Source organism: Halobacillus andaensis (genome assembly GCF_014636475.1).
Classification (GTDB): Bacteria; Bacillota; Bacilli; order Bacillales; family Halobacillaceae; genus Halobacillus_A; species Halobacillus_A andaensis.
Genome location: NZ_BMEL01000004.1, coordinates 411,242 through 436,823, shown reverse-complemented (window position 1 = coordinate 436,823; position 25,582 = coordinate 411,242). Strand labels below are relative to the sequence as shown.

The 25,582-nt window shown below is 41.4% G+C and carries 20 protein-coding genes; 1 reads left to right on the top strand and 19 read right to left on the bottom strand.

Going from position 1 to position 25,582, the window contains the following annotated elements; all coding sequences use genetic code 11:
* Window positions 1–21 precede the first annotated feature (21 nt).
* The 18 genes from IEV27_RS16805 to IEV27_RS16720 form a co-directional block, all read right to left on the bottom strand.
* Window positions 22–1,692, bottom strand: coding sequence for an acyl-CoA dehydrogenase family protein (locus tag IEV27_RS16805; protein ID WP_188378657.1), 1,671 nt, complete (start codon window positions 1,690–1,692; stop codon window positions 22–24).
* A 154-nt stretch (window positions 1,693–1,846) separates the two neighbouring features.
* Complete coding sequence (locus IEV27_RS16800) at window positions 1,847–2,668, bottom strand: hypothetical protein (RefSeq protein ID WP_188378656.1); 822 nt, start codon at window positions 2,666–2,668, stop codon at window positions 1,847–1,849.
* Between the two features lie 90 nt (window positions 2,669–2,758).
* Window positions 2,759–4,423: a glycerol-3-phosphate dehydrogenase/oxidase gene (locus tag IEV27_RS16795; protein WP_188378655.1), complete on the bottom strand. Its 1,665-nt coding sequence runs from the start codon at window positions 4,421–4,423 to the stop codon at window positions 2,759–2,761.
* Window positions 4,424–4,643: 220 nt separating this feature from the next.
* The gene (gene glpK, locus IEV27_RS16790; RefSeq protein ID WP_188378654.1) at window positions 4,644–6,143 is read right to left on the bottom strand and encodes a glycerol kinase GlpK; all 1,500 of its coding nucleotides are present in this window, start codon (window positions 6,141–6,143) and stop codon (window positions 4,644–4,646) included.
* Between the two features lie 26 nt (window positions 6,144–6,169).
* On the bottom strand, window positions 6,170–6,970 hold the full coding sequence (locus IEV27_RS16785) for an MIP/aquaporin family protein (protein WP_188378653.1): 801 nt from the start codon (window positions 6,968–6,970) through the stop codon (window positions 6,170–6,172).
* Window positions 6,971–7,095: 125 nt separating this feature from the next.
* Complete coding sequence (locus IEV27_RS16780; RefSeq protein WP_188378652.1) at window positions 7,096–7,641, bottom strand: glycerol-3-phosphate responsive antiterminator; 546 nt, start codon at window positions 7,639–7,641, stop codon at window positions 7,096–7,098.
* Window positions 7,631–8,161: an acyltransferase gene (locus IEV27_RS16775; protein ID WP_188378651.1), complete on the bottom strand. Its 531-nt coding sequence runs from the start codon at window positions 8,159–8,161 to the stop codon at window positions 7,631–7,633. The genes IEV27_RS16780 and IEV27_RS16775 overlap by 11 nt, the downstream gene beginning before the upstream one ends.
* Window positions 8,162–8,165: 4 nt before the next feature.
* Window positions 8,166–8,804, bottom strand: a complete 639-nt coding sequence (gene ppaX / locus IEV27_RS16770) for a pyrophosphatase PpaX (RefSeq protein WP_188378650.1) — start codon at window positions 8,802–8,804, stop codon at window positions 8,166–8,168.
* Window positions 8,794–9,738: a nucleoside recognition domain-containing protein gene (locus IEV27_RS16765; RefSeq protein WP_188378649.1), complete on the bottom strand. Its 945-nt coding sequence runs from the start codon at window positions 9,736–9,738 to the stop codon at window positions 8,794–8,796. The genes ppaX and IEV27_RS16765 overlap by 11 nt, the downstream gene beginning before the upstream one ends.
* A 13-nt stretch (window positions 9,739–9,751) precedes the next feature.
* Entirely contained in the window at window positions 9,752–10,585 is an 834-nt protein-coding gene (lgt, locus tag IEV27_RS16760; protein ID WP_188378648.1) for a prolipoprotein diacylglyceryl transferase, read from the bottom strand.
* Window positions 10,586–10,598: 13 nt separating this feature from the next.
* On the bottom strand, window positions 10,599–11,534 hold the full coding sequence (hprK, locus tag IEV27_RS16755) for an HPr(Ser) kinase/phosphatase (protein ID WP_188378647.1): 936 nt from the start codon (window positions 11,532–11,534) through the stop codon (window positions 10,599–10,601).
* Between the two features lie 109 nt (window positions 11,535–11,643).
* On the bottom strand, window positions 11,644–11,988 hold the full coding sequence (locus tag IEV27_RS16750) for a phage holin family protein (protein WP_188378646.1): 345 nt from the start codon (window positions 11,986–11,988) through the stop codon (window positions 11,644–11,646).
* A gap of 25 nt (window positions 11,989–12,013) precedes the next feature.
* A complete protein-coding gene (locus IEV27_RS16745; RefSeq protein WP_188378645.1) occupies window positions 12,014–13,039 on the bottom strand; it encodes a DUF4097 family beta strand repeat-containing protein in 1,026 nt (341 codons plus the stop codon).
* 130 nt (window positions 13,040–13,169) lie between these two features.
* Window positions 13,170–13,835 carry a bacillithiol biosynthesis deacetylase BshB2 gene (gene bshB2, locus IEV27_RS16740; protein ID WP_188378644.1) on the bottom strand — a complete coding sequence of 222 codons (666 nt, stop codon included), beginning with the start codon at window positions 13,833–13,835 and terminating at the stop codon, window positions 13,170–13,172.
* The gene (locus IEV27_RS16735) at window positions 13,825–14,199 is read right to left on the bottom strand and encodes a YojF family protein (protein ID WP_188378643.1); all 375 of its coding nucleotides are present in this window, start codon (window positions 14,197–14,199) and stop codon (window positions 13,825–13,827) included. Before IEV27_RS16735 ends, bshB2 begins: the two co-directional genes overlap by 11 nt.
* A gap of 69 nt (window positions 14,200–14,268) precedes the next feature.
* On the bottom strand, window positions 14,269–17,145 hold the full coding sequence (gene uvrA, locus IEV27_RS16730; RefSeq protein WP_188378642.1) for an excinuclease ABC subunit UvrA: 2,877 nt from the start codon (window positions 17,143–17,145) through the stop codon (window positions 14,269–14,271).
* Window positions 17,146–17,152: 7 nt separating this feature from the next.
* Complete coding sequence (gene uvrB, locus IEV27_RS16725) at window positions 17,153–19,132, bottom strand: excinuclease ABC subunit UvrB (protein ID WP_188378641.1); 1,980 nt, start codon at window positions 19,130–19,132, stop codon at window positions 17,153–17,155.
* Between the two features lie 288 nt (window positions 19,133–19,420).
* The gene (locus tag IEV27_RS16720; protein ID WP_188378640.1) at window positions 19,421–21,004 is read right to left on the bottom strand and encodes a peptide chain release factor 3; all 1,584 of its coding nucleotides are present in this window, start codon (window positions 21,002–21,004) and stop codon (window positions 19,421–19,423) included.
* 298 nt (window positions 21,005–21,302) lie between these two features.
* Between IEV27_RS16720 and IEV27_RS16715 the strand changes: the two genes are divergently transcribed.
* Complete coding sequence (locus tag IEV27_RS16715) at window positions 21,303–24,503, top strand: DEAD/DEAH box helicase (RefSeq protein WP_188378639.1); 3,201 nt, start codon at window positions 21,303–21,305, stop codon at window positions 24,501–24,503.
* Between the two features lie 46 nt (window positions 24,504–24,549).
* Here the strand turns inward: IEV27_RS16715 and IEV27_RS16710 are convergent, their stop codons facing one another.
* On the bottom strand, window positions 24,550–25,437 hold the full coding sequence (locus IEV27_RS16710; RefSeq protein WP_188378638.1) for a COX15/CtaA family protein: 888 nt from the start codon (window positions 25,435–25,437) through the stop codon (window positions 24,550–24,552).
* Window positions 25,438–25,582: the final 145 nt, after the last annotated feature.

Here is a 25,582-nt window from a genome sequence, read left to right as displayed (position 1 = left end):
AAGCTGATGTGAAAACTCACATCAGCTTTTTGCAGATTCAGGCAGTGAAATACCTAACACATCTTCTACATATTTTAATGTGGCAGGGTCATCTATTCTCGTTTCATTAGAAAACGTAATGGCAACAAAAACTTCCGCTACTTTTCTTTTTCGTTCGTTTTCAGAAGCTCTAGCTAAGGCATGCACCCCTTCATAAAGATCAGCAAGCTTTTTAGCTATTGTTTTACTGTAGTAAGTTTGCTTCTCATGTGAAAGAGTAAGCACTTTGTCTATAAATGCTTTCGTGTCATCTAATGATTTTTGCACGATCTGCTTCTCTTCAGGTAAAATATTTATTTTTTCTAGGTCACTTTCGAGCTGCTCCCAGAACAGCGTATGGCCATTATATTTTGTAAGCAGACGAATGACTTCAAGTCCTAAAATGTTGGAGGTACCTTCCCAAACGGTTAACACTTGAGCGTCGCGTAATAGCCTTGGGGTCACAAAGTCTTCTATAAACCCATTGCCGCCATGCATTTCAATCGATTCATGGGCAAAATGAATCGATTGATCAGCTGTTTCTTTCTTTAAAATTGCAATGAGAAGGCGAGATAACACTTGGTCTTTCTTACTTACTTCTACAGGCGTACGCGCCACTCGATCAAAGGTTTCGATCATTTTAAATACGGCACTCGTCTCTACTTCCTGTTTGACTCGCATGCGAACTAATGTATCTTGAACCATAGGATAATGAATAAGAGAATGACCAAAGGCCTCACGCTCAAGTGCATAAGACTTTGTTTCCGTATAAGCTCGACGCATAATTCCGATAGAAGCCACTGCATTACAAACCCTGGAGAGATTCAAGGCTTCCATCATATAATAAAAACCTCGTTCAGCTTCTCCAATTAAAAAAGCCATTGCTCCTTCAAACTCAACTTCTGCTGACGGCACAGCTCTTACACCTAACTTATCTTTTAATCTTCTAATAGATACCCTGTTTAATTCGCCATCTTCCGTACGCCAAGGCACTAAAAATAAACTCAATCCTTTTGTACCTGGCTGTGCGCCTTCTATTCGAGCTAGAACCATTGCCACGCCGCACATGCCTGCGTTACTCGCAAAATATTTTTCTCCGTAGATACGATAGGCACCATTTTCTTCTATAGCCTTTACTTCGTTCGCTCCTACATCTGATCCCCCCTGCCGTTCCGTTAAAAAAGTGGCGCCCTCATGAAGCTCTACATCACCAGTAGCTGTGACGTGAGGAAGATATGACTCTTTAATTTCTTCGTTTGCGTAATGATCAATTAAATAAGCCGTAGCCATTGTTAAAGTAACTGGACAGTAAAAACCAGGTTCAACTTGAGAAAGCAGATAACCTTGAGCAAATGAGTAAAGGTAATTCCCTTTTCTATTTAATTCGGGAATCGTCTTATGCACATAACCCACTATTCCTTCTCGATACGTTTCTTCTACCGTTTTTCGATAGCCTTCATTCACCCAAACTTCTGAAATATCTTCTCCCATTTTATTGTATTTAATGAGCCTTGGCTGCCCCTCGCGATCCGTATGAACAGCGCGCTGATCAATTTCTTCCCCACACATCCTGCCAAATTCTTGAAGCTGTTTATCTGCCCACGTAAACATCGGGCTGTCTAACTGCTCACGTAAAATAGCTTGTAAATCTTCGTCTTGTTTGTAAAAGTTCATCTAATCCCTCCTACGCCTGCTGCAAAATTGAATCATTCTCCATTTCGAGCGCCCTTTTTATTTCAATTTTCTAACAATTAAATCGTACCATTAACGTTAACGTAATGGTCAAGTCAATTTTCACAAAAAAACTATGGCCAAAGAGCCATAGTCGCTAAACACTAGTATTGGTTTGCAGTAAAAAGAGAAAAGCTATTAATGAGTGAGGTACATCTTTACGCTTTTTCCAATCTACGAGATAGCCTGGCATGTGATCAAAACGCTCAGCTGCTTCCGTTGGAATCGCATCGCGCTTAATAATTGCCCACAAGTGATCGTGATCATCTTTAATTTCAAAATGACCGATAAATGCGTCTCCTTCTGCTTTCCAACGTTTTTTATTACCCTCGATGTATTGAAAGACGCTGCGTCCGGTACCTTTAGGTTTATCATGGGTTGTATACGCTAAGTAAGGACCGTCCGGACGCTGAACATAGCCTCTCCACGTAAAACCTCCTTTTTTAACAATTTTATAGGCGGCCATTCCGTCTTCACCTTTCAGAATATAGGAAGCAGGGAATAGTGAACCACCAGAAAAAAAAGAAATAAACGGTCGGCACATTTTCATGTCAAAGTGGCGGTGTTGTTTAATTTGTGTATATACTTCTCCATCCATATCGTATAAACACGCATGGAATATAGAGGCAGCTTTGTGACCAATATACATACGCTCGGGAAAGATTTCAAAAGCAGCTTCATTCTCATCTCTTATAAAGCCAAGTGAACGATTTGCCAGGATTAAATCTTCCCATCCACTCCTAAAAACGGCAATACCTGCTAATCCAAAAGCAATACTATAAATCGAATTAAATAGAAGACCTTCAAATCCAATATAGAATAAGGAGCCGACAAAGAACAGCATCACAGATATTAATATGCTTCCTGTGATCACCTGTCTCACACCATCTCTTCTAATTAGTTCCTGTACACTAACCATCTTCAAACCACCTTAACAAATTATGGATATTTTTAGTGTATCGTAAAAAAGCGAACCCCTCAATAAGGAGTTCGCTTAAGATCATATTATTTAAACTTTTACTGGTTCCACAGCTTCATTCAATAGTTCATCCAATTCCTCGGTGTACGCTGATTTTTGTGAGTCTGTCCAATTTAATTCTTTAGCCATATAGTCAATGACTGGTTGTTTGTGTTCATGCACGTAAGAAATATTGAAGAAAAGAGCGGCTGTACGACGAACAAAGAAGTCTACAGGCTTATACACATTTTCATATTCTAATCCCATTTTAAGCTGAGCAAACACGACACGATCAATAAGTGATGCTGCAGCTTCCGTCTTGTGATCTTTAAATAATTGATAAAAAGTATCGACGTTCTTCCCATAAAGATCGACCAGCTCTGTCGCTTTTTTATTCGTTAAACCTAAGGATTCTCCAATTTTCACTCGTTCTTCCTTAAAGGTTTTGAAGCCTTCAGAACCATTTACTTCTCCACCGGAAATTGGCATGTGCTTCGTTTCCGAATCTGAATAACGAATTCCATACTCTTCAGCCAATTGATCACGAACAATATCCACAGCTGTCTGGGACATTTTACGATAGCCGGTCAGCTTACCACCTGCCATGGAAATGAGCCCGGAATCAGATACGAATATTTCATCTTTACGAGAAATCTCTGACGGATCTTTTCCATCTTCATGGATGAGCGGACGAACACCTGCCCAGCTGGATTCAACATCTTCAGCTGTCACATCTACAGATGGGAACATCATGTGAATCGCATCTAAAATATAATCACGATCAGCTGTAGTCATTGTAGGATGAGCAATTTCTTCCTCGTAAGGAGTATCTGTAGTTCCCACGTAAGTTTTTCCATCACGAGGAATCGCGAAAATCATTCGTCCATCTGGAGTATCAAAATAAACCGCCTGTTGTAATGGAAATACGGACTGGTCAAAAACAAGGTGAACCCCTTTGGTTAATTGCAGGGTTTTACCTTTTTTAGATCCGTCGATTTCACGAAGTTCATCCACCCACGGACCACCTGCGTTCACGACACGCTTAGCATTAACTTTATATGTTTCACCACTGACTGTATCTTCTACAATGGCTCCTTCAACTTTTCCTAGATCATTATAAATAAAGTCTTTTACTTTCGCATAATTAAGAGAAGCTGCTCCGTGTTCTACGGCTTTTTTCATTACTTCTAAAGTTAACCGAGCGTCGTCTGTTTTATATTCAACGTAAATTCCTGAGCCTTTCAGTCCTTCTTTTTTCACTAATGGCTCGCGATCGATCGTTTCTTTTGCACTCAGCATCGATCGTCTTTCTTTCTTTTTCACTCCTGCCAAATAATCATAGACTCTAAGTCCAAGACTCGTGCTAAATGGACCGAAGTTACCTCCTTCGTGAAAAGGCAGCATCATATACTCAGGGGTCGTAACGTGTGGTCCATTCTCGTAAACAATTTCACGTTCTTTTCCTACTTCAGCTACCATTTTAACTTCAAATTGTTTTAAATATCGTAATCCGCCATGGACCAGCTTCGTCGATCGACTGGAAGTACCTGACGCATAATCCTGCATTTCAACGACAGCTGTTTTCATTCCACGGCTTGCAGCATCAAGAGCAATGCCTGAGCCCGTTATTCCGCCACCGATCACAAGCACATCCCAGTCTTCTTGGGCGAGCTTATTGAATTGGTCTTTCCGGTTGTAGTTAGAAAATGTCTTCATGTTACCTCTCCTTTTGTTCAATCGGTTTAATTTAGGGCGTCTGATACCTTTATTCCCTATTCCATCATTGTTTATGTGTAAGAATGAGCATTAAACGCAAAAAAGAGACCACGAACACCTTTGCAACGTAAATTACAAAGCATCGTGGTCTCTCCTCATCTCCGACCTAAATCTATTAACTTATCTTTAGTATATCAAATCATAATTTCAAAATCTATAGTTAAGAATCGTTTTTGAATACTTTTGTGGCTTCTACTGCTTTTTGCCACCCTTTGTAAAGCTTGTCGCTTTCTTCTTCTTTCATATCAGGATCAAATTCTTTGCCCAATTTCCACTGTTTCGCAATCTCTTCTCGGTCTTTCCAAAAACCAACGGCTAAGCCTGCGAGGTAAGCTGCTCCTAAAGCAGTCGTTTCATTGACTTTCGGACGTTCTACTGAAGTATTTAATAAATCACTTTGGAACTGCATAAGCAAATTGTTCTTAACCGCGCCGCCATCAACACGCAGTTTCTTTAATTCTAAACCTGAATCATCAACCATAGCATCGACAACATCCTTTGCTTGATAAGCGAGAGATTCTAGTGTCGCTCGAATAAAGTGAGCTTTTTTCGTCCCTCTTGTTAGTCCGAAGACAGCACCTCGGGCTTCACTGTCCCAATGTGGGGTGCCTAATCCTACAAAGGCGGGTACGACATATACGCCATCCGTTGTATCTACTTGACTAGCAATTTCTTCACTTTCAGCGGAAGACTCAATCATCTTCAATCCATCACGAAGCCATTGAATCGCTGAACCAGACACAAAGATACTCCCTTCAAGCGCATACTCAACTTTACCGTCAACTCCCCATGCAAGAGTAGTCAATAATCCGTTATCAGAGCGTACCGCTTCTTCACCGGTATTCATGAGCATAAATCCTCCGGTGCCATAAGTGTTCTTTGCCATTCCTTTTTCAAAACAAGCCTGCCCGAACAATGCAGCCTGCTGATCCCCTGCGATCCCTGCAATCGGAATTTGATTTCCGAAGAAATGATAATCAACGGTATGACCATAAACTTCAGAAGAGGGCTTCACTTCTGGCAGCATACTTTCAGGGACCCCTAAAATGTCAAGCAGTTCCTTGTCCCATTTTAAATCATAAATGTTATACATTAATGTACGGGAGGCGTTAGAATAATCCGTGACATGCTCCTTTTTGCCTGTTAACTTATAAACAAGCCATGTATCGATCGTTCCAAACATGAGATCGCCTTTATCCGCTTTCTCTTTTGCCCCATCTACATTGTCAAGAATCCATTTTACTTTAGTCCCTGCAAAGTAAGGATCAAGTAACAGACCCGTTTTATCTCGGAACGTATCGTTATAGCCCTGTTCGCGAAGCTCATTACAAATGGATTGAGTCTGGCGTGATTGCCAAACGATCGCTTTATAAATAGGTTTACCACTGTGGCGATCCCAAACGACGGTCGTTTCTCTTTGATTCGTTATTCCAATTCCTTCGATTTGGTCTGCTTCTACGTCAGCACGCATAAGTACATCGGCGATACAACCTAACACTGAAGTCCAAATCTCATTGGCATCATGTTCTACCCAGCCTGGTTTAGGGAAGTATTGTTCAAATTCTTTCTGAGCTGTCTCTACAATAGCTCCTTCGTGATCAAATAGAATTGCTCGAGAGCTCGTTGTTCCTTGATCAATCGATAAGATGTATTTTTCCATAATAAAGTCCTCCTCAACTACATTTATTACGCACTTTGTACTTTATTTAATTCAACCTTCAGTGAAGTAAGTAAAATAGCGACGACAATAACCGTCATGATCCAAAATGGAAGATTTGGAGCTGCTTCGAAAATAGCTTGGTAAAATAATCCACCATACACTCCGCCAACCACGGGCCCTAACACAGGAATCCATGAATAGCCCCAGTTGGAATCCCCTTTTCCAGGAATAGGTAAAATAGCATGAGCTATTCGAGGCCCCAGATCCCGGGCAGGATTTATCGCATACCCCGTAGTTGAACCAAGGGACATACCGATGGCAACAATGAGCAGCCCAACAATTAAAGGATTAAGACCATCTGTGAATTCGTTAGCACCAATAAATAAAATGCCCATGACAAGAACAAAGGTACCTACGATTTCACTTACTAAATTTGAAACGGGACTATCAATGGCCGGGTCAGTGGAGAAAATAGACAATTTTGCCATCGGATCCTCCGTATCAGCCCAATGGGGAAGGTAATGAAAAAAGACAATTACCGCGCCCACGAACGCTCCAATCATTTGTGCGGCAATGTACATAGGTACCTTTGCCCATTCGAAATCTCCAACTGTTGCTAATCCAAGGGTAACAGCTGGATTAATGTGTGCTCCTGTTACATCTCCTACAGCATAGACGCCCATGGCCACAGCCAGTCCCCAGGCGATCGTGATTAATACCCAGTTCCCTTCAGCTTTCGTGTGCTTTAAATTAGCACCAGCAATAACACCGCCGCCGAGGATAATGAGAATCATTGTCCCAATTAGCTCACCCATGAACTCTGTCATGTCTAAATATCCCCTTTCTAGCCTGCACAATAAAAAACACACAAGTTAAAATAGCACAACGCTACCTTTATTTGTGTGGATCTTCGCACTTCTCACGAACGATTCGTATTAGCTTTCTGCCACTTTTAAAAATTCCAAAGCTCTGATCGTGATGTAGAGACTGCAGAAGCTCCTGATTGTATGGCAGCATTCGCTTCTTTTTCTGTTCGTATTAAACCGCCTGCAATAACTGGAACTCCGATTTGATCCTTAATCTCTTTTATCATTCCCGGAACAATTCCAGGCAAAACTTCAACGTAATCAGGCATTACTTTTTTTATAATCGCGACGTTATGTTCCACTGCTTGACTGTCTATTAAAAACAACCGCTGCACTGTAGTAAGCTTATACTTCTTGGCTTGCTGGATGACATGGGAACGCGTCGATATGACTCCATCTGGCTTTACAACTCTTCCAAGAAACTCCATACCATAGTCATCCGCCTTTAAACCTTGAATTAAATCCACGTGCACCCATACTTTTTTTCCAGCCTTTTGTCCTGCTCGTACGACTTTATGAAGCAGACCTAATCGACTTTCTAAGATAATAATATAATCTGTGGAGGTTTGAAGCAGCTTTTCGAAATCTTTCATATTTTTGACGGCAGGCAGAACCGTTTGATCAAGACTCACTACCTTCCCCCTCCTTCTTCATTCGTTGCTCCATTTCTTCTTTTGTGTAAATTAAATTCATTGGGTTTCCTCCAACGAAGGAACCGGCTGGTACATCTTTATGTACGAGCGTACCTGCAGAAACAACAGCGCCATCCCCTATTTTTACTCCAGGTAAAATAGTAGAATTCGCACCAATTAATACCTCGTCCCCAATCTCTACTTTACCTAGACGGTATTCTTGAATTAAATATTCGTGAGCAAGAATGGTCGTGTTGTAGCCAATCACAGAATTACGTCCTACTGAAATTTTTTCAGGGAACATAATATCCACCATCACCATTAGGGCAAAAGCCGTTTGATCTCCCACCCTCATACCTAAAAAACGACGGTACATTTCATTTTTTACTTGTAAAAATGGAGTGTACCTCGCCAATTGAATGACGATGAAATTTTTGACCACTTTTAAAAAAGGTACCGTTTTATAAATATGCCAGAGAGAATTTGCACCGTGAACGTGGTATCGCTTTGTACGCCGCATCTAGTTACCCTCCTACAATATCAAGCAGGTCGTTCATTTGAGCCAGCATAAAATCCGGCTCCAGTTCTTCTAATACTTCTCGTCCTTTAATCGTCCAAGCTACTCCGGCGGTCAGCGTGCCTGCATTTTTACCACCTTCAATATCGTGCGTGTTATCGCCAACCATGAGTGTTTGTTCAGGACGTCCATCTAATTGATTCATAGCCTTTAAGACTGGCTCAGGATTAGGCTTGGCATGCTTAACATCATCAAGAGTGACGACCACCTCAAATAGGCCATCAAGACCTGTTAACTCCAGGCCCATCTGTACAGTATGGCGCATTTTCGTCGTTACAATACCTAATCGGTATCCTTTCGACTTTAGTTCTTTAATTGTATCCACTACTCCATCATAGGCAGTGACAAATCGGTCGTGGTTGGCCACGTTATGCTCCCGGTAAGTAGTTACCATTGCCTCCACTTGACCCGCATTAACTTTTGCTAAACTATCACGTAAAGGCGGACCTATAAAATTTAAAATCTCTTCTCTGGAATATGGACGGTCGGCATATTGCTTCACTGTGTGAGTGAAGGAAGCAATAATAAGTTCATTCGTGTCAATTAACGTGCCGTCCAGGTCAAATAAAATTGTTTTAATACTCATGACTCAAACTTCTCCTCTTCTCTCGCTGCGCTCTATTCCAAACGAATCCGACAGCAGCTGTTAGTAAAATAGCAGTAAGTAACCGAATAGCAAGTAATGGCCAAATCGGAATACCTAATGGAATAAAGATTAATGTATCTTCAACCACGGCATGACAAGAAACTAAGAAGATCATGGCAAGGAACATATCCTTTTTCGAAACTCCATCCTCTTCCACCGCTTGAATCATTAAGCCTGCTCCATAAGCCAGGCCAATGGTCAGGCCGGCAGCTAACGTCATGGAAGTGTTGCGCTCCATCCCGAGAAAACGCGTCGCTGGGGCCAGCCACTCTGAGAAGCGGTCAAGCCAGCCTTTTTCTCTTAGGTATTGCATGGCCACCATCAACGGAATTACGATTAAAGCGAGCTGGACGATTCCCATTGCAGCGGTTTGCAAGCCTTGCCATATAATTTCCGCCCAACCTTCTGGTGCGGTTTGTCGTTCCGGAGCAAGCCCATATTTTGCCTGCTCCTGACCACCACTCCACGCTAAGTTAATGAGAACCGCGGAAATGAAGGCTAAACCGAGGCGAACGCCTATGACAAGCCACCAGCTTACTCCAACTTTTTTAGCAACTGTGGATTCAATAATGAGGTTGTGAGAAAACGAAAGCATCACCGCTAATATAAATACTTCTTTTACTGTGAAACCGAAAGAGATAATAGCAGCAATTCCGGCGTACAAGTTCAAAAAGTTGCCTAGTACTAAAGGAACAGCTGCCTCACCGGAAAGACCAAGCAGTCCCATAACCGGCTCCAGCTGTTTCATGACCCAAGGTAATACGGGAGTGAACTGAAGGATTGTTACAATTAATGTAACTGGGAAGATGACCTTACCCAGTGTCCAAGTTAATTGCATCCCCTTTTTCAGTCCTTCAATAAAAACTGACTGCATACTTGATCCCTCCTTACTTAACTTTTTTGCCGTTATAATATTTATTCGCCAACCCAACTTTTCTGCGATAAATCATGACCGCGACGGCCAATACGATGAGTAAAATGGAAATGAACTGGGCTGTACGTATTTCACCAAATAAATATAAGCTGTCCGTTCGTAAGCCTTCTACATAGAAACGGCCAATCGAATACCAAATAATATAGCTTAGGAATACTTCTCCACGCCGAGGATTGAATTTATGACGCAGCACAAGCAACAAAATAAACCCTAAAATGTTCCACAAAGATTCATATAAAAAGGTCGGGTGATAAACCGTACCGTCAATACACATTTGCTGGTTAATAAAATTGGGTAAGTACTGCATATAGTTGTTGTAAAATGATTCAGATACAGGGCCGCCGTGAGCTTCCTGGTTCATAAAGTTGCCCCATCGTCCTATCGCCTGACCGAGAATAATACTAGGCGCAGCTATATCAGCAATCATCCAAAAAGACAGGCCTTTAAGCTTCGTATAGAAATAAGCGGTTAAAAATGAACCAATTAAAGCTCCGTGAATGGCAATACCGCCTTCCCATATAGCAAAAGCTTTCCACCATGGCTCTCCTACATAACGATCCCACTCAAATATGACATAATAAAGCCTGGCACACAAAATAGCGATTGGGATTGCGTACACGACGATATCAACCATGTAATCTTTCTTAAGACCGAGTCTCTCTGTTTCTCTAGTTGCAATCAGCAGGCCTAAAAATGCTCCTGTGGCAATAATAACGCCATACCAGTAGATAGATAGAGGGCCCAGCTGTATTAAGACTCGATCTAGCGATTCAGGTGTACAAGCCAAAATAACTCTCTCCTTACTCTTCTATTGTTTGATCTTCATCGATCACTTTTGTTAACCGTTCTGAAAACTCTTCAGCAGCATTTACGCCCATTCGTTTCAATCGGAAGTTCATTGCTGCTACTTCTATAATGACCGCTAAGTTACGCCCTGGACGTACAGGTATTGTTGCCTTAGGAATTTCAGCATCCATGATTCTCATCGTTTCCTCTTCTAAGCCCAATCGATCGTATTGTTTCGTCTTATCCCATATTTCAAGGTTAATCACTAAAGTAATTCGCTTGTAACTTCTCACCGCTCCTGCGCCAAACAAGGTCATTACATTGATAATACCTAGTCCCCGGATCTCAAGTAAGTGTTCGATAAGTGGAGGACTATTTCCAATCAACGTATCATAATCTTCTTGTCTGATTTCAACACTATCATCTGCAACAAGACGGTGCCCCCTTTTCACAAGCTCTAACGCCGTTTCACTTTTACCCACGCCGCTTTGCCCAGTAATGAGCACGCCTATACCATAAATATCTACTAACACTCCATGAATCGCTGTGAAAGGAGCAAATTTAGATTCTAAGAAATTTGTTAAACGACTAATCACGCGTGTTGTCTTATAAGGAGAGCGCATGAGCGGAACTGCTGCCTCTTTTGCAGCAACAGCAAGCTCTTCAGGAATATCCATTCCCCGTGTAATGACAATACCAGGTGTGATATCCGTACATAACTGTTCTGCTCGATGCTTTCTTTGTTCATGAGTCAGCTCATTAAAATATGATAGTTCTGTTTTTCCAAGCAATTGCAAGCGATCTTTAGGATAAAACTTGAAATACCCCGTCATTTCAACTCCTGGACGAGAAATATCGCTCATATGTATTTCACGATGCACCCCATCTTCACCTGCTACTAATTCCAACTCGAACCGTTCCAATAAATGCTCTGTTCTTACCTTGCTCATGGTTAAACCTCCTCGAAATCGTAACTTCACTGTCCCTTATTGTAGCACGTTTTAATAAAATCTTGGATAGAAAAAATCCTGCAGGGTATGGAGCACCTGCAGGATTTCTTTAATCTTTAATCATTTTGTTTAACAGCAGGTTAATAAAAGAAATAACTAACGCTGCTAAGATGGTCATTCCAAACCCATCAATTTCAAACATTGAGCCTAACAACCCATCCGTCATGGCTAAGGTAATCGCGTTAACGACGAGTAAAAATAACCCTAACGTGATCAATGTAATCGGTAATGTTAAAACCACTAATATTGGTCGTACAATGGCGTTTAAAATCGATAAGATTAAGGCAGCAATGAGTGCCCCGCCAAATCCATCAATTTCTACAGAGGCAAAAACGAAACTTACAAAAATAATCGCAACTGCGTTGACCAAAATATGAAGTAACCAATTTTTCAACAGAATCCCTTCCTTTTACAACAAATCAAATTGTCTTATCTTTTACCGTCACAGATCCCGTTTTCGTATCTGCTTCAAAATGATACACCTGTTCAAAATGATCACGAGCTTCAAACACAAGCTCTTTGCTGATCACTTCTTTTTTATTACTGAGAATTTTATAGTTTTCTATATCACAATGCAGACTTCCCATTGACGTACTGATTTTTCCGTCGATACTCTTATTCTCTGGCAAGCTGACGTTAATTTGACCCGTCGTTGTTTTAAAGAAACCGGTGTGAGCGGCTTCGCCATCATTATTGACAGTAATACTTCCCGTAACCGCTGAAGCATCGGCTTTGCCAAATTGACCGTCGAGCTTAACTGATCCGTTGATCGTATCAGCTTCGCATAAATCGAACTGGCTTTCTGTAATCGTTACGGAGCCATTACCCGTTTCCAGCTTACAGGATTCCCCGTTGGATCTTTTCACTCGCAAAGAACCGTTTGTCGTTTTCAAATGAAAGTGATCAGATTGAACGTCATGGGACGTAATCGTTCCATTGGATAATTTTGTTTTGACAAATTCATAACGCTTTTGAGGCAGATACAGTTTTACAAACGTTTTAATTTTCTTTGATGGATTCGCAAAACGTAAAATACCATTTGTGACATCAAACTGACCATCTGCTAAGAATTGTTCTTTAGCCTCTTTTTCATCAGCTGCCTGATACACTTTCACGTGACACTCTGCTTGAGCATAACTCTCTGACCAAGGCTCCAAATGCAGGGAACCGTTCGCAATAGAAATGTCTAAATCATGAAAGGGTTCACCAGACGTCTCAAGATGATATTGAAATTCAACGGCTTCCCCAAATGAAAGGTCAAAGTCAGCATTTTTGATTTTTTCTAAAGCTTCTCCAACAAAGTCTTTAAACCCATACTTCTTCCCTGCTGCTTTACCCTCTTCATCTTTAGAATATTCAACTGCTTTAAGAAGTTTCTCTCCTTCTTCTGCAGATATCGTTCCATTCTCAATCATTTTAAGTATCTTCATTCTTTCTTCGCTCATAAACGAATCGCTCCTTTTACCTATTTTATTCCCTACCTGAAACAGATAAAAACTAATATGTTGAAAAGATTTATAAGAAAAAGACACCTCGATGATACGCATTGGTCAACAAGGTGTCTTCATTCCTAAGTTACGTTTGAAACGTCCAGCGGTAAAATCGTTCCGTTTTTAATCGCTGATATTGTTCTGATGATTGATCATGACTCTCGATCAGCTTCATCATCCCATCTGCTTGTGACAAATGAGCACGAATCGCTGCCTCTTTTTTATCCCAATAAGGGGTGACATCAAAGGTGAAATCAGGCTCACCCAAATCTTCCTCATGCTGATTGCTAATAGCATGCATCCATATTTCCGGCCTGTGCCCTGGTTCAATCATCTCGACTGCCTTTACAACGGCTGCTCCGAGCGCATCGTGATCAGGGTGCACCCCATAACCTGGGTAATGGGTTATGATTGTCGTCGCGCCATGAGCCACAATACGGTCTTTGAGATGTTGGGCCAGTTCATTTATTGGTTCAAACTCCAACGTTTTATCGCGATAACCTAAGAGTTCAACATCGATATCCAGCTGCTTGGCGGCTTCCTGGAGCTCCTTTTGACGGAAAGTGTATAGCGTCTCACGAGTGGCAAATACAGGGCTGCCCATGTTTCGCCCCATTTCGCCCAGAGTTCCACAGAGATAGGTCACAGGAGTTCCTTCACTGCGAAATTTGGAAATGGTCCCTGAAGCACCGAACGATTCATCATCAGGATGTGGGAAAATGACTAAGATGTGTTTTTGTTTAGTCTTCATCTTCTTCAGCCTCATGTGTGAAAGGTTTCTCGCTAATTTCCAATGCTACCATCAAACGGCCTTCTCGGTCATGGCCTGCCATGAGTAAGCGCCCCAGGTCGTCGATTTCAAAATCACTGACGCCTTCTGCATAAACCCAGCCGAGGTCCAGCTTTAAACCTACTCGATAAGATCCACCTGTACTTACAATTTTTCCATGTTGATACTTCACGTGTGCATTACGAATAAATGCACCTACATTATAAGCTTTCTCATCAAAATGGCTGGCATATGCACCATTAGTCGTTTCTAAATGAATATAAACATCTTTATTCGCGAACTGATTAATGTATTCCTGTACGACAGATTGTTCAATTGCTTTCATCTTAAAAATTCCTCCCGTTAAACGTCTCTTGTTTAACGATACTTAATTCGCTGAACAGCGTCAAAGCATCTACTTGCTGGAAACTTTTTCTTTAGACTTTACCTTATCATTCATTCGCTTCTGATCACGCTCAAGGATTGGTTTTAAATACTTCCCTGTATAAGAACTCTTTTCTTCAGCGACTTCCTCTGGTGTTCCTGTCGCAATAATTTGACCACCTTTTTCCCCGCCTTCAGGACCTAAGTCAATGATATGGTCTGCCTCTTTAATCACATCAAGGCTGTGTTCAATAATGAGAACGGAATCGCCATTATCTACAAGCCGCTGCAACACCTTTAATAATCGAGAAATATCATCTACGTGGAGTCCAGTCGTTGGTTCATCTAAAATGTAAAACGACTTTCCGTTTGAACGGCGGTGCAGCTCACTCGCCAGCTTCACACGCTGCGCTTCACCACCAGAGAGGGTGGTAGCCGGCTGACCAAGCTTAATATATTCAAGACCTACGTCAGCTACTGTTTGCAGCTTCCTCTTAATTTTAGGAATGTTCGCAAAGAAGTCCAGTGCTTCCTCAATCGTCATGCCTAAAACGTCCGAGATGCTCTTTCCTTTATACTTTACTTCCAGCGTTTCACGATTGTAACGTTTACCATCACAAACTTCACACGGCACATAAACATCGGGCAAGAAGTGCATTTCAATTTTGATGATGCCGTCTCCGCGACAAGCCTCACATCGTCCGCCTTTTACGTTAAAGCTGAAACGACCTTTTTTATAGCCACGGATCTTCGCTTCATTGGTTTGAGCAAAAACATCTCTAATATCGTCAAAAACGCCTGTATACGTAGCTGGATTAGAACGAGGCGTTCGTCCAATCGGAGACTGGTCAATATCAATAACCTTCTCTAACTGCTGAATGCCTTGGATTTCTTTATGCTTACCTGGCTTTTGTTTCCCATTATGAAGCTTCATAGATAAAGATTTATACAAAACATCATTAATGAGCGTACTTTTTCCGGACCCAGACACTCCGGTAACAGCTGTAAATAAACCAAGTGGAATCTTAGCATTTACTTTCTTCAAGTTATTTTCTTCCGCTTGTTTAATGGTGAGATAACGTCCATCAGCTTTGCGTCGCTCTGCAGGCAAAGGAATAAACTTTTTACCAGATAAATATTGCCCCGTTAATGATTTATTGCTTCTCATGACTTGCTTTGGTGTACCTTGTGTAACAATTTCTCCTCCATGCGCGCCTGCGCCGGGACCGATATCAATAAGGTAATCCGCCGCTAACATCGTATCTTCGTCATGTTCCACGACAATTAGTGTGTTATCTAAATCACGCATTCTTTTAAGCGTGTTAATTAAGCGGTCATTATCTCTTTGGTGAAGCCCAATCGAGGGCTCATCAAGCACGTAAAGAACGCCAGTTAGAGCTGAACCAATCTGCGTTGCTAGACGAATTCGCTGCGCTTCCCCGCCAGACAGCGTTCCTGCCGACCGGGATAAGGTTAAATAATCAAGTCCTACGTTTGCTAGGAAGCTTAACCGCTCGCATATCTCTTTTAAAATCATTTTCGCAATCGTTTGTTCTTTTTCTGTCAGTTCAAGGGACTCAAAAAATTCCTTCGCTTCAGTTACAGAAGCTTCCGTTGATTCCCCAATATGTTTTCCACCAACTAACACAGCTAATGCTTCTTCATTTAAACGATTGCCTTTACATTTCGGACAAGGTTTCTGAGCCATATATTTTTCCATTTGTTCACGAATATAATCAGAGCCTGTTTCACGGTAGCGTCTTGATATATTAGGAATGACACCTTCAAAGAAAATTTCATTTTCGCGTACTTTACCAAAATCATTTTCATATCGAAATTGAACCTTCTCGTCCCCGCTCCCGTACAACACGCGATCCAGTTGATCTTTTGGAAGATCTTTTACCGGTTTATTCATATCAATATCGTAATGGTTAGCTACGCTTTGAAGAAGTTGAGGATAGTACTGTGAACTTGTAGGCTCCCATGCGGCAATGGCATGCTCCTTCAAAGATAAGTTCCAGTCTGGAATGACAAGGTCAAGATCCACCTCAAGCTGCGTACCAAGGCCATCACAGCGGTTACAAGCCCCATAAGGACTGTTAAATGAAAACATACGTGGTTCAAGCTCACCTATGGAAAAACCACAAATCGGACAGGCATGATGCTCACTAAACATGAGCTCTTCCCCATCAATAATATCCACAAGCACGTGACCTGAACCCAGGTTTAGAGCTGTTTCCAAAGAATCAGAAAGACGTCCTTCTACACCATCCTTTACAACAATACGGTCAACAACAACTTCAATCGAGTGCTTCTTATTTTTCTCGAGTTTTATTTCCTCGGAAATCTCTCGCATTTCCCCATCTACTCGGAGACGGATATATCCTTCTTTTTGAAGTTGATCAAAAACTTTCACATGCTCCCCTTTACGTCCTGAAACAACAGGAGCAAGAATTTGCATTTTCGTACGCTCTGGATATTCTATAATTTGATCCACCATTTGCTGGACAGTTTGCGAGCTGATTTCGATGCCGTGATTTGGACAAGTCGGTCGACCGACCCGTGCGTATAGAAGCCGCAAATAGTCGTAAATCTCTGTGACTGTACCCACTGTCGAGCGCGGGTTTTTACTTGTCGTCTTCTGATCAATTGAAATCGCTGGCGACAACCCTTCAATCGAATCTACATCGGGCTTGTCCATTTGACCGAGAAATTGACGTGCATACGCACTTAGTGATTCGACGTAACGGCGCTGCCCTTCTGCATAAATCGTATCAAAGGCTAAAGAAGATTTCCCTGAGCCAGAAAGACCTGTCATCACGACTAGTTTATTTTTAGGAATATCAATATCGACATTTTTTAAATTATGCGCCCTTGCGCCTTTAATACTTATGTTCTTACTGGCCATAAGGTCATCATCCTTCCGCTTTTAATTCAAGAATAACATCACGTAACTCTGCTGCTCGTTCAAAGTCTAAGTCTTTCGCTGCTTGTTTCATTTCCGTTTCTAAATTGTCGACTAATTCAAGACGCTCTTTCTTCGTCATTTCTGAAGGCTTTTTCTCAGTGCCGTAGGCTTCGTCTTCTTCTGCCACGGTAGTGGCTTGAATAAGATCACGCACTTCTTTTTTAATCGTTTTTGGTGTTATTCCATGCTCTTCATTATACGCAATTTGCTTTTCTCGACGTCGATACGTTTCGTCGATGGCATATTGCATAGAGGCTGTTGTTTTATCAGCATACATGATGACTCGTCCATTTTCGTTACGAGCAGCTCGCCCTATAGTCTGGATAAGGGAGCGGTCAGAACGAAGGAACCCTTCTTTGTCCGCATCTAAAATGGTAACGAGAGAAACTTCTGGAATATCTAAGCCTTCTCTTAATAAGTTAATGCCGATGAGCACGTTATACTTTCCTAGACGCAAATCTCGAATGATTTCAATTCGTTCCATCGTATTAATTTCAGAATGAAGATACGCTACTTTAATACCAATCTCTTTCAAATAATCGGTAAGGTCTTCTGACATTTTTTTTGTCAATGTCGTAACGAGCACTCGTTCATTACGCTCTTGTCGTTTGTTAATTTCACCAATTAAGTCATCAATTTGTCCATGAATGGGGCGAATCTCTATTTCTGGATCAAGCAGACCAGTAGGACGAATGATTTGTTCCGTCATTTTCGGAGTGTGCTCAAGCTCGTAAGGACCAGGGGTAGCTGACACATAGGTGATAAAATCGATATGCTTTTCAAATTCTTCAAAACGCAAAGGACGGTTATCGAGTGCAGACGGTAATCTGAAGCCATGATCCACCAATACTTGTTTTCTCGCCTGGTCTCCGTTATACATCCCGCGGATTTGCGGTAAGGTTACGTGAGACTCATCGATCATAATTAAGGAGTCATCTGGAAAGTAATCCATTAATGTATAAGGGGTGGCCCCTTTTTCTCTAAATGTTAAATGACGGGAGTAGTTCTCAATTCCTGAACAGAAGCCCATCTCCTTCATCATTTCCAAATCATAATTGGTACGCTGTTCCAGCCGCTGAGCCTCTAAAAGTTTGTTCTCATCTTTTAATTCCTTAACCCGCTCGTGCATTTCTTTTTCAATGTTTTTAATCGCTTTTTGCAGCTTTGCTTCACGGGTAACGAAGTGAGAAGCTGGGAAAATTGCTACGTGATCACGTTCTCCCACAATTTCTCCTGTTAACACATCAATCTCTCGAATCCGATCAATTTCATCTCCAAAAAACTCTACACGAATCGCATGTTCTTCTCTTGAAGCAACAATGATTTCCACGGAGTCCCCGCGCACGCGAAACGTACCACGCTGGAAATCAATGTCGTTACGAGCATATTGAATGTCAACTAAGGAGCGCAGCAATTCATCCCGATCCTTTTCCATTCCAGGTCGAAGAGATAAGACTTGGCTGCTATATTCTTCCGGTGAACCTAAACCATATATACATGAAACACTAGCGACAATGATGACATCATTTCTTTCAAATAAAGAGGTGGTTGCTGAGTGACGGAGTTTATCAATCTCGTCATTTATATTTGAATCTTTTTCAATAAATGTATCGGTTTGAGGTACGTAAGCTTCAGGCTGATAATAGTCATAAAAGCTCACAAAATACTCTACCGCATTGTTAGGAAAAAATTCTTTGAATTCACTATATAACTGTCCTGCTAATGTTTTATTATGAGCTATTATCAACGTCGGTTTATTGACGCGCTCAATGACGTTCGACATCGTAAACGTTTTTCCTGTACCTGTAGCACCAAGCAGTGTTTGGTGCTTTTGGCCATTTTCAATCCCTTTTACGAGTTCTTCTATTGCTTTAGGCTGATCGCCTTGGGGTTCGTATTCAGAAACTAATTCAAATTGATTGTCCATCCCACAATCCTCCGTTCTTCATTAGTTCTCCAATAGTTTACCACAATATTTTATCATTCTAACATGAAACGAACAAACATTCGTGTTTATTTGCGTTGGAAAGTTTTTCATGATGATTTACAAGCGGTAAAGAGTGGTTTATAAGCGATATTTAAGAGCTTCCCGCAAAAATTAAATAGTTACGTCCGAGCTTTAATTTTTACAAGCGAAGTAGAAAAACACGTATAAAACCTTTTTTAACGCAGAAAAAAGCCTAAGGATAGAATGATCCTTAGGCTTGATATCATATTACTCGTACGATTGATCATACTTGTTCACTTCAAATAGATCAATTAATTCAACATCTTCATGCTTATCTTGGAACCAACGAAGAGAGAAGTCATTTTTAAATAATACTAACGGCTTCTGTTCGCGGTCGAGCACAAGCATATTTCGGTCATCAAACATCGATTCATCCACCTGGTCTTCGGGAAGCCAGCGTGGTATACGTTCCCCAATTGATGTTAACTCTATTTCTACATTATATTCATTTTTCATACGGTATTCGAATACTTCATATTGAAGTTCCCCAACGGCACCAATAATATAGTCTTCAAAGTGATAATGCTTAAACAGCTGGATCGCACCTTCTTGTACGAGCTGCTCCAGTCCTTTTTTAAACTGTTTCGACTTCATGACGTTTTTAGCCGTTACTTTTTTGAAAAGTTCAGGCGGGAATTGCGGCAGTTCATCATACTCGAAGTTCTGTTTGCCTGTCACAATGGTATCACCGATTCGGTACACGTTCGGGTCATAAATACCAATGATATCTCCCGCATATCCTTCTTCTACTGTACCACGGGAAGAAGCGACAAATTGCTGGGACTGAGCAAGCTTGAACGCTTTACCAGTTCTTGACAATGTAACATTCATGCCTCGTTCAAACTTCCCGGAACAAATACGTACAAAGGCAATTCGATCTCGGTGCTGAGGATTCATATTGGCTTGGATCTTAAAAATAAAGCCTGAGAATTCTTCATGTTCAGGTGAAACAACGCCTTCGGTTGAACGACGCGGGGCCGGTTCAGGAGCGTAGCGGATAAACGTATTAAAAAACGTCTCTACTCCAAACGGTGCTAATGCACTACCGAAGAAAACCGGAGTTTGTTCTCCTTTCATCACTTTTTCAAGATCAAAGCCGTCTCCAGCTTCATCAACGAGCATTAGTTCATCCTCAGCTTCCTGATACGTAGGATCTTCAGTTAGATCAGGGTGTTGATCAAGCTCGGAAAAAGGAATATATGTCTCTTCTTCGTTCCCTGTATAGCGAACAAATTGATCGTTTTCTCGATCGAATACGCCCATAAAACGTTTTCCCATTCCTACAGGCCACGTCATCGGATAGGTTTCAATATTTAAGGTTGATTCGATTTCTTCCATCAGCTCAAGCGGCTCGCGTCCTTCGCGGTCCATTTTATTTATAAATGTAAAAATAGGAATACCGCGCATTTTACAAACCTTAAATAACTTCAGGGTCTGCGCCTCAATGCCTTTCGTCCCATCAATGACCATGACTACGCTGTCCACTGCTGTCAGTGTACGGTAAGTATCTTCACTGAAATCCTCGTGTCCTGGCGTATCAAGAATGTTCACTTGGTACCCTTGATAAGGAAAGTTCATTACACTGGATGTTACGGAAATTCCACGTTGTTTTTCAATTTCCATCCAGTCTGAAGTAGCAAACTTACCAGACTTTTTCCCTTTTACCGTTCCTGCCGAACGAATCAAGTTACCAAATAGCAGCATCTTTTCTGTCATTGTTGTTTTACCAGCATCGGGGTGGGAAATAATAGCGAACGTCCGGCGCTTTTTCATTTCTTCTTGTATCGTCATCGTCATATCCTCCAGTTCATAAATTAAGTCGATTCAAATATTGGGTAGGATATACGTTTTACATCGGCATGTTCACTCCATAACAAAAGCCGCTCCTGTAAACGAGCGGCTACTCGAATTTAAAAACTCTCTAACTTGAAAGTTAGCATAAGACAGCATTAAAATCAATAAAGGAAAGCTCATATTCGTCCCTATCGTATGCTTTACTTGTGATCAGGGAAAAATAGCAAATATTAAGGAAGAAATATAGACCGCTCTCCTGTTATAATGAAAAAAAAGAGAAGTTAGGATGCCAGCTATGCAGTCATACCTTTTACAACCAAGTGATATAAAAAAAATAACGGGGCACGCCTTTTACACGCGAGGCGAGCAATACTTCAAACAAGGTAAAGTCTACGGACTCACCCATAATAGCGCCATTCGCTCCTGGCGCGCCGTCGTGACGGGTACTCATGATTATGAAGTACGCGTTTTCTTTTTTGAAGACGAAGATCTCGAAGCCCGTTGTGAATGTCCAGCCTATGAAACTTATTATAGCTGCAAGCACATTGCAGCTGTTCTTTGTGCTATTAGAGAACGAGCGATTATTGAATCGGCCCCTAAGCTCAAAGAGAAAAAAGACGACAGTCCCGCTCCAAGCATGGACACTCAAATTGACCGTGTGTTTGCTATGCGGTTATTTGAGACGTTTAGAGACCGGCAAGAGAACAGGTATAACGATTCCCACAAAGCCACGCTTAACGTTCAATACTATGTCCATGTTCAATCATGGCTTGGGAGCAAAAGCCTTGGCATAGAGATAAAGCTGGGAGAAGGCTATGCATACGTGATTAAAGACATAAGAGAACTTCTTCAGCACATTCATCAAGAAAAACCCTATCAAATTTCGAAAAAGTTCACGTATGATCCCGCTGAACATTCGTTTGAAGAAACTGATCGAAAAATTATTGATACCCTTTACCACAGCTATGAACAAGAGTTATTTTATGATCGGCATTGGAGTGCTGGAGAACAGCGGATCTTAACGCTTCCTCCTTCTTTAACCGCGAATTTATTGAAAGATTTACAAACCCAGTTTTGTGAAGTGATCGAACGCGGCCAATCGAAAGGTCAGTTAGAGATGAAAGAAGAGTTTCCTAACCTGAATTTTTACGTTTCAGAAGAACGAGGACGCTATCACCTCCATATGAATCAACTGAAGCAATATGAATATTTAAAAGACTATCATCTTTTACATGATGAAGGTACGTTTTATCCTATAGCGCCACAGAAGGAAGAAGTCATCCAAACCTTGCATGCTCTTTTACCTTACAATTCAAATGGCAACCATACCGTCAGCCAGGTCGACATGGAAGGAATCGTATCGTATGTACTTCCCGAATTGGAATCCATTGCTCAAATCTCGTTAGATGAAAAAGCGCAATCGAAAATTATTCAAGAAGACCTGAACGCTAAGGTATACCTCGATTTTGAACAATGGGCATTAACCATGGATGTCAAGTTTATTTACGGTGATCACGTCATCCAGCCTTTTGACAATCAAGAATCAAAGCAATTCATCATTCAGCGTGACCGAAAAACCGAACAAGCGATCATACACATCATTGAACAGGCTGAATTTAAGTTTGATGGTGAAACTGTCTACCTTGAAGATGATGATGCCTTGCACCTCTTTTTAACCAAGCACCTTCCTGAACTGAATCAGCTGGCCGAAGTGTATACGTCAAATTCCGTAAAATCACTCATGTTGGACCAAGACCGCGAACTTGTTCCTTCCGTAGATATAAATAGTGACGGCAGCTGGCTCGATGTTCGTTTTGGCATTGATGGAATATCAGAAGAAGACGTAACAAATGCTTTACGTGCGGCGATCGAACGCAAACGTTACTATCGACTATCAGACGGAGCCTTGCTTTCTCTGACAAGCGAGTCGTTCGAACGTTTTCAAAATTTTGCAGATGAACTTGATTTAGCGTCTTCAGATGTGGACCATTCAAGCCTTCAAGTCTCAAAAGCACGCAGCTTACAAGTGAATGACGCTTTATCCTTACAGGAAGAAGAGAAGAACGAACGTTTTACAAAACTTGTCCAACGTCTGCAATCCCCTCAGTCCTTTAACATAGAGCCTCCACCAGCGTTAGATGCCGATTTACGCGACTATCAGCTGACAGGATTTAGATGGTTAAAGACGTTGTCCACTTACGGACTTGGCGGGGTGTTAGCTGATGATATGGGGCTTGGAAAAACCGTTCAAAGTATCGCTTTTCTATTATATGAGAAAGAAGATAATCAGCTCGACCATCCAGCGATCATCGTAACTCCTGCTTCACTCGTTTATAACTGGAAGAAAGAAATGGAGAAATTCGCACCTTCTCTCACCGTTCAAGTGATCTCAGGAGATCCGATAGCGCGTAGAGAGAAATTACAGGAAAACGTCGATGTATTTATTACGTCTTATCCGCTTCTGCGCCAGGATATTGCCTCATATGAAGAAAAGAAGTTTCACGCAATGTTTTTAGATGAAGCACAAGCGATTAAAAATGAGACAACAAAAACATCTCAAGCTGTAAGGGCGTTAAAGGCTAAGCACCGCTTTGCATTAAGCGGGACGCCAATAGAGAATTCGCTAAATGAGCTATGGTCTCTATTCCGGACAATTATGCCTGGTTTTTACACGAGTAAAAAGAAATTTTTACAGATGAAGCCCGAGAAGATTGCTCGCATGACGAGACCCTTTATATTAAGACGAATGAAAACAGAAGTTCTCGAAGAACTGCCTGATAAAATTGAAACCGTACAGTATTCAGAATTGACTCGAAATCAGAAAGAAGTCTATTTGGCTTACTTAGAGAAAATTCAATCTGAAGTAAACGAAACGATAGCTACAAAAGGATTACAGCGAGGGAAGCTGGAAATCTTAGCAGGATTGACACGCCTTCGCCAAATTTGCTGCCATCCGAAACTCTTCTTAGAGAACTATGAAGGAGAATCGGGTAAACTTGAGCAGTTAAAAGAACTCACGAGCGAATTAAAAGCGGGCGGGCATCGTGTATTAATTTTCTCTCAGTTTTCCAGTATGCTAAAAATTCTCCACGATGAAATTACTGCTAGCGGGATGAGTGCTTTCTATTTAGACGGGGGTACAAAAAGTGAAGAACGAGTTGAGATGGTGGACCGCTTCAACAAAGGGGAGAAGGATGCCTTCTTTATCTCCTTAAAAGCTGGGGGCACTGGTTTAAACTTAACCGGAGCTGACACCGTTATACTGTACGACTTATGGTGGAATCCTGCGATTGAAGAACAAGCGGCAGGCCGCGCTCACCGAATTGGTCAAGAAAAAGTCGTTCAGGTGATCCGCATGATTTCAGAGGGTACGATAGAGGAACGAATTTTTCAGTTGCAGCAGAAGAAACGTGACCTCGTTGATCAAATCATCCAACCTGGTGAATCCATGCTTACGTCCTTAAGTGAAGATGAAATTCGTGAATTGTTTCAGTAAATAGAAAAGCAGCCTTTAGGAATGTAACACCTAAAGGCTGCTCTTTTTATGTTGTGATTGATTTTTTCTGCAATTTAAACCAGTAGCCTCCTAGAATCATTCCTCCGATAACCGTCGTCATTGTAGAAATGATCATGTGAATTGAGGAAGCCAGAACGACGTTTCCTGTAATAACAATAACGAAACCGACTACCGCATTGAGTAAAATCGTGATGAGGTACGCCCATGCGAGAAATTTGTGATACTTAAATTTAGTGGCATAGATGACATACCATAGCGCCGCTACAAAGATGACGACCGTTGCAACCCAATGCAGCGAGTAAACCATATTCGCAATAGATCCGCTTCGGATCAAGTACTCAGCTGCCGGTATCTCCAGCAAGACATTACTGGCTCGGCTATGCTTAAAGAAAGCCCCTAAGATCACTTGAGCAATATAAACAACAAATCCGATTACGAATGCTCGATAGCTCATACTGACTGTTGACCAGCTCACCTGGTTTAACTCTATTTTCGTTTCGTGCAAACTATAGCTAAGCAGCACTAAAATAATCAGCAATACTTGGCTGAACGTAACATCCAGCGTAGTAAATCCAGGCGGTGTTCCAAGAAGAACATTTAGCCCTCCTACAGCTGATTGAAATACAAGCATTCCTAAGCTCAAGATAGCAAGAACCACTACAGCCTTTCTTTCTCTATGCTTTGTAATAGCTCCCACTGCATTAATAAATGTTAAAAGTGCTAATAACGGAACCATTAAGCGGTGTGAATATTCGATAATTATATGATAATCTGTCAGGTCAGGAATAATCTGACCATTACAAACGGGCCAAGTCGTACCGCACGCATCCCCGGAATCTGTAGCCACTACTAGATTCCCAAGGATAAGAGCCAAAAATGTGACGACCGTTGTGAGAATTGAGAATTTCTTCATCGTCTTACCCTTCCTATATCTAAAATCATTACTGAAAAATCTTTCTATCAAATCATATCACGAAATAGAGGGATCATAAGGCTTTAGCCTCTGAAATTTTTGTGAACATATCGTTCTTATAAGAACAAAACTATGTTCTAGTTTA

Bases quoted from the DNA above. Each gene is read 5' to 3' on its own strand.
- IEV27_RS16805 (WP_188378657.1), bottom strand. From the start codon at position 1,692: ATGAACTTTTACAAACAAGACGAAGATTTACAAGCTATTTTACGTGAG.
- IEV27_RS16800 (WP_188378656.1), bottom strand. From the start codon at position 2,668: ATGGTTAGTGTACAGGAACTAATTAGAAGAGATGGTGTGAGACAGGTG.
- IEV27_RS16795 (WP_188378655.1), bottom strand. From the start codon at position 4,423: ATGAAGACATTTTCTAACTACAACCGGAAAGACCAATTCAATAAGCTC.
- glpK (WP_188378654.1), bottom strand. From the start codon at position 6,143: ATGGAAAAATACATCTTATCGATTGATCAAGGAACAACGAGCTCTCGA.
- IEV27_RS16785 (WP_188378653.1), bottom strand. From the start codon at position 6,970: ATGACAGAGTTCATGGGTGAGCTAATTGGGACAATGATTCTCATTATC.
- IEV27_RS16775 (WP_188378651.1), bottom strand. From the start codon at position 8,161: ATGCGGCGTACAAAGCGATACCACGTTCACGGTGCAAATTCTCTCTGG.
- ppaX (WP_188378650.1), bottom strand. From the start codon at position 8,804: ATGAGTATTAAAACAATTTTATTTGACCTGGACGGCACGTTAATTGAC.
- IEV27_RS16765 (WP_188378649.1), bottom strand. From the start codon at position 9,738: ATGCAGTCAGTTTTTATTGAAGGACTGAAAAAGGGGATGCAATTAACT.
- hprK (WP_188378647.1), bottom strand. From the start codon at position 11,534: ATGAGCAAGGTAAGAACAGAGCATTTATTGGAACGGTTCGAGTTGGAA.
- IEV27_RS16745 (WP_188378645.1), bottom strand. From the start codon at position 13,039: ATGAGCGAAGAAAGAATGAAGATACTTAAAATGATTGAGAATGGAACG.
- bshB2 (WP_188378644.1), bottom strand. From the start codon at position 13,835: ATGAAGACTAAACAAAAACACATCTTAGTCATTTTCCCACATCCTGAT.
- IEV27_RS16735 (WP_188378643.1), bottom strand. From the start codon at position 14,199: ATGAAAGCAATTGAACAATCTGTCGTACAGGAATACATTAATCAGTTC.
- uvrA (WP_188378642.1), bottom strand. From the start codon at position 17,145: ATGGCCAGTAAGAACATAAGTATTAAAGGCGCAAGGGCGCATAATTTA.
- uvrB (WP_188378641.1), bottom strand. From the start codon at position 19,132: ATGGACAATCAATTTGAATTAGTTTCTGAATACGAACCCCAAGGCGAT.
- IEV27_RS16720 (WP_188378640.1), bottom strand. From the start codon at position 21,004: ATGACGATACAAGAAGAAATGAAAAAGCGCCGGACGTTCGCTATTATT.
- IEV27_RS16715 (WP_188378639.1), top strand. From the start codon at position 21,303: ATGCAGTCATACCTTTTACAACCAAGTGATATAAAAAAAATAACGGGG.
- IEV27_RS16710 (WP_188378638.1), bottom strand. From the start codon at position 25,437: ATGAAGAAATTCTCAATTCTCACAACGGTCGTCACATTTTTGGCTCTT.